This is a genomic window from Salinicola sp., from assembly GCF_982684285.1.
Genome location: NZ_CEXLVS010000009.1, coordinates 7,933 through 12,912, shown reverse-complemented (window position 1 = coordinate 12,912; position 4,980 = coordinate 7,933). Strand labels below are relative to the sequence as shown.

The following is a 4,980-nucleotide window of genomic DNA, read 5'->3' as shown; positions in this document are numbered from 1 at the left end:
CGAGCTGGAGAACTACATGACCCACGCGGTCAAGGTCTCCAACGACTCGCCGGTGCTGCTGGATCACTTCCTGAGCGCGGCGATCGAGGTCGACATCGATGCCGTCTCCGACGGTCAGCAGGTGGTGATCGGCGGCATCATGCAGCATATCGAACAGGCGGGCGTGCACTCCGGGGATTCCGCCTGCTCGCTGCCGCCGTACTCGCTGCCGGCGGAAGTGCAGGACGAGATGCGCGATCAGGTCAAGCGCATGGCGGTCGAGCTAAACGTGGTCGGGTTGATGAACGTGCAGCTGGCGTGGCAGGACGGCGAGATCTACGTCATCGAGGTCAACCCGCGCGCCTCGCGCACCGTGCCGTTCGTCTCCAAGTGCATCGGCACGTCGCTGGCGCAGGTGGCGGCACGCTGCATGGCCGGAACGACCCTGGTCGAGCAGCAGTTCACCCGCGAGATCATCCCCGGCTACTACAGCGTCAAGGAGGCGGTGTTCCCGTTCAACAAGTTCCCGGGGGTCGATCCGATCCTGTCGCCGGAGATGAAGTCCACCGGTGAGGTGATGGGGAGCGGTACCACCTTTGCTGAAGCCTTCTACAAGGCGCAGTTGGGCGCCGGCGAAGCGATTCCGAGGCTGACCGGGGAGCGCAAGGCATTCCTCTCGGTGCGCGAGCCGGACAAGCAAGGTGTTATCGAGGTGGCCCAATCTCTGCTAGCCTTGGGTTTCAGTTTAGTGGCAACGCGGGGTACGGCCAGGGCTCTGGAAGGGGCTGGTCTGTCCGTTGCCGTCGTCAACAAGGTTTTTGAAGGCCGTCCGCATATCGTCGATCTGCTCAAGAACGACGAGATCGCCTATATCGTGAATACCACGGAAGGCCGTCAGGCGATCAATGATTCCTCGGTCATCCGGCGCACCGCGCTGGCACGCAAGGTGCCCTACGCCACCACGCTGGCGGGGGCGCGTGCCGTGTGCATGGCGCTGGAGTATGGCAACGAGATCACGGTGCGGCGGCTGCAGGAACAGCATGCAGGAGCAGTCCATGAATAAAGTCCCGATGACCGTCCACGGCGAGCAGGCCCTGCGCCAGGAGCTGGAGCAGCTGAAAGGGGTCGAGCGCCCCCGGGTGATCAGCGACATCGCGGAAGCCCGCGAGCACGGCGACCTCAAGGAGAACGCCGAGTATCATGCCGCCCGCGAGCAGCAGGGCTTCATCGAGGGGCGTATCCAGGAGATCGAGGGCAAGCTCTCGGCGGCGCAGGTCATCGACGTGACCAAAATGCCGAAGACCGGCAAGGTGATCTTCGGTGTGACGGTCGAGCTGCTCAATCTCGAGACCGACGACGAGGTGCGCTACCGGATCGTCGGCGAGGACGAGGCCGACATCAAGGCCGGCAAGATCTCGGTGACGTCACCGATCGCCCGCGCGTTGATCGGCAAGAGCGAGGGCGATGTGGTCAATGTGCGCACACCGGGCGGGGACGTGGAGTACGAGATCTCCGGCGTCGAGCACCTGTAGCCCTTCGGGCAGCGGTAAGCCATAAGCTTTAAGCTGTAAGAAAACACCCCCGAGGCAGAACCTCGGGGGTGTTTCGGTTTGACTTACAGCTTACGAGCTTACGAGCTTACGAGCTTACGGCTCGCGCGAAGCGCGGTGGCTCAGTGCCGCCCGTGGTGCTCTTCGGCGCGCTGGATGTTGGAGAGCTTGGGGTTGGCTTTCGGATTGTGGCGGTAGAGTAGCGCCGTCTTGCCCAGCGACTGGACCAGTTCCGCGCCGGAGAGCTCGATCAGCTCCTCGATCATGGCCTGGCGATCTTCCCGTTCGGGGATCGCCAGCTTGATCTTGATCAGTTCGTGATCGCGCAGGGCGCGCTCGAGCTCCTGCTGGGCGCCTTCGCTCAAGCCGTTTTCACTCACGGTGACGACCGGCTGGAGATGGTGGCCGATGCTGCGGAAGGCTTTCTTTTGTGCGGATGATAGGCTCATGGTAGTCTGACCGTTGGACTTCGCGATATTTTACAGCGGTGCTGCAATCGGTCTCACCACCGCACTGTCGAAACGCGACATGGTACGGGTTTCGTTCGCTGCAGGAAAGATGTCGTTGGTGTGCGGGCCCTGGAGCGGTGATGGCGATTCTCTACCGGCACCTTACCTCTCCCGCATCCGGTTTCCAGCCCGTACCTCCATCCTTCTTTACTCCGAGCTTTTTTCAGGTGATCTCCAGTGGCGCGCTCCTCCAGGCCCAGTCCCGACAACGCCGGTTCCCCGACGCGCCAGAGCAAGAGCAGCGCGGGCTGGCTGAAAGAGCACTTCGACGACCGCTATGTCCAGCAGTCCTGGAAGGATGGTTATCGTTCGCGTGCAAGCTATAAGTTGCTGGAACTCGACGAGCGTGACAAGTTACTCCGGCCCGGGATGGCGGTGATCGACCTGGGTGCCGCGCCAGGAGGCTGGAGCCAGGTCGCCGCCGACAAGGTCGGTAGCGACGGCGTGGTGATCGCTTCGGACATCCTGGAGATGGATGCGCTGGCCGGCGTCGACTTCATCCAGGGCGATTTCACCGAAGAGCGGGTGCTGGAAGCGATTCTGGCAGCGCTGGGCGATCGCCCCGTCGACCTGGTGCTGTCCGACATGGCGCCGAACATGAGCGGCATGGCGGCGATCGACCAGCCCCAGGCGATGTACCTGGTCGAGCTGGCGCTCGATCTGGCGAGGCAGACACTGTCGCCCGGCGGTCATTTTCTGGCCAAGGTGTTTCAGGGCGAAGGATTCGACGACTACCTGCGGGATCTGCGGAGCAGTTTCCGCAAGGTGGTGACGCGCAAGCCGGAGGCCTCGCGGGCCCGTTCCCGCGAAGTCTACCTGCTGGCGCAGGGATTTCATGGCTAGGCTTGCAAGCGTGGTTGAACGCCCCCATCTGGTGTAGTGTCAGACCACGGCAAGCGCAGGCAGCAAGATTCGTACTACGAGGGTGGTGTCTTGAACGACATGGCGAAGAATCTAATTCTCTGGTTGGTCATCGCAGCCGTGCTGCTGACGGTGTTCAACAACTTTAGCGTCGATAGCTCGCCTCAGACGACGAGCTATTCGCAGTTCGTGCAGCAGGTCCAGAACGACCAGGTGCGCAGCGTGACCATCGACGGCTACACCATCAACGGTGAGCGCAAGGATGGCACGCAATTCCAGACCATTCGCCCTGCCGCCCAGGATCCCAAGCTGATGGACGATCTGCTGGCGCATGACGTCACGGTCGTCGGCCAGAAGCCCGAGGAGCAGAGCCTGTGGACGCGCTTGCTGATCGCCAGCTTCCCGATCCTGCTGATCCTGGGCATCTTCATCTTCTTCATGCGGCAGATGCAGGGCGGCGGTGGCGGCCGGGGCGGCCCCATGAGCTTCGGCAAGTCGAAGGCCAAGCTGCTGAGCCAGGATCAGATCAAGTCCACCTTCGCCGACGTCGCGGGTTGCGACGAGGCCAAGGAGGAAGTGGTCGAGCTGGTCGACTTCCTCAAGGATCCCACGAAATTTCAGCGCCTGGGGGGGCAGATACCCCGCGGCGTGCTGATGGTGGGCCCCCCGGGCACCGGCAAGACGCTGCTGGCGAAGGCGATCGCCGGTGAAGCCAAGGTGCCGTTCTTCAGCATCTCCGGGTCGGACTTCGTCGAGATGTTCGTCGGCGTGGGCGCGTCCCGTGTCCGCGACATGTTCGAACAGGCCAAGAAGCAGGCCCCGTGCATCATCTTCATCGACGAGATCGATGCCGTCGGTCGCCACCGTGGTTCCGGCATGGGAGGCGGCCACGACGAGCGCGAACAGACCCTGAACCAGCTGCTGGTCGAGATGGATGGCTTCGAGGCCAACGACGGGATCATCGTCATTGCCGCCACCAACCGTCCCGACGTGCTGGATCCGGCGCTGCTGCGCCCGGGCCGCTTCGACCGCCAGGTCACCGTGCCGCTGCCCGATATCCGGGGGCGCGAGCACATTTTGAATGTTCACCTGCGCAAGGTGCCGATGGGCGACGGCGTCCAGGCCAGTATCATCGCACGCGGTACCCCGGGCTTCTCGGGCGCCGACCTGGCCAACCTGGTCAACGAGGCGGCGCTGTTCGCGGCGCGCCGCAATCGCCGTACCGTCGGGATGGAAGAGCTCGAGCTGGCCAAGGACAAGATCATGATGGGGGCCGAGCGGCGCTCCATGGTGATGTCCGAGAAGGACAAGCTCAATACCGCTTATCACGAAGCCGGCCACGCCATCATCGGCCTGGTGATGCCCGAGCACGATCCGGTCTACAAGGTCACCATCATCCCGCGCGGCCGTGCGCTGGGCGTGACCATGTTCCTTCCGGAGGAAGATCGTTACAGCTACTCGCGTCAGCAGATCATCAGCCAGCTCTGCTCCCTGTTCGGCGGCCGGATCGCCGAAGAGATGACGTTGGGGCCGAATGGGGTCACCACCGGCGCCTCCAACGACATCAAGCGGGCGACCGAACTCGCTCACAGCATGGTGGCCAAGTGGGGGCTGTCCGAGGAGATGGGGCCGCTGATGTACGACGAGGACGAGTCGCACCAGTTCCTCGGCGGCCCCGGTCAGGGCGGTGGCAAGTTGAGCTCCGGGGAGACATCGACCCGGCTCGACAAGGAAGTTCGTCGCATCATCGACGAATGCTACGCCATGGCGCGCAAGATTCTCGAAGACAACCGCGACAAGCTCGATCTGATGGCTGAAGCCCTGATGCAGTACGAGACCATCGACGCGGCTCAGTTGAAGGACATCATGGAAGGCCGCAAGCCGCGTCCGCCGAAGGACTGGGGTGACGATGGCCCGACCTCCGGGACCGGTCGTCCCGTCGATGATCCGGAGCCGCAGCCGGGCGACGAAGGCGCCTCCGATGACGAGTCCGGTAACCGCCGTCCCTCGGATCCCCTGGGAGGGCCGTCAGGGCTTTGAGGCCACCGGCGCTTCGAGGCTCCAGGCCTTGAACAGTCGGC

Annotated in this window: 5 protein-coding genes; 4 read left to right on the top strand and 1 reads right to left on the bottom strand. The window is 63.5% G+C overall.

The features are described 5' to 3' along the window. Both AC3AYF_RS01830 and greA read left to right on the top strand, forming a co-directional pair. On the top strand, positions 1 to 1,042 hold a 1,042-nt coding region (locus AC3AYF_RS01830; protein WP_487779334.1), incomplete at its 5' end, for an ATP-binding protein. Continuing rightward, positions 1,035 to 1,511, top strand: coding sequence for a transcription elongation factor GreA (gene greA, locus AC3AYF_RS01825; RefSeq protein ID WP_149435528.1), 477 nt, complete (start codon positions 1,035 to 1,037; stop codon positions 1,509 to 1,511). The genes AC3AYF_RS01830 and greA, both read left to right, overlap by 8 nt. Positions 1,512 to 1,651: 140 nt before the next feature. Here the strand turns inward: greA and yhbY are convergent, their stop codons facing one another. Then, positions 1,652 to 1,978: a ribosome assembly RNA-binding protein YhbY gene (gene yhbY / locus AC3AYF_RS01820; RefSeq protein WP_295035937.1), complete on the bottom strand. Its 327-nt coding sequence runs from the start codon at positions 1,976 to 1,978 to the stop codon at positions 1,652 to 1,654. A 237-nt stretch (positions 1,979 to 2,215) separates the two neighbouring features. Here yhbY and rlmE point away from each other — a divergent pair, with 237 nt between their 5' ends. Together rlmE and ftsH are read left to right on the top strand one after the other, a co-directional pair. Then, positions 2,216 to 2,881 (top strand): 23S rRNA (uridine(2552)-2'-O)-methyltransferase RlmE, encoded by a 666-nt coding sequence (rlmE, locus tag AC3AYF_RS01815; protein ID WP_295035936.1) that lies wholly within the window; start codon positions 2,216 to 2,218, stop codon positions 2,879 to 2,881. A 90-nt stretch (positions 2,882 to 2,971) separates the two neighbouring features. Then, on the top strand, positions 2,972 to 4,939 hold the full coding sequence (gene ftsH, locus AC3AYF_RS01810) for an ATP-dependent zinc metalloprotease FtsH (RefSeq protein ID WP_295035935.1): 1,968 nt from the start codon (positions 2,972 to 2,974) through the stop codon (positions 4,937 to 4,939). Positions 4,940 to 4,980 lie beyond the last annotated feature (41 nt).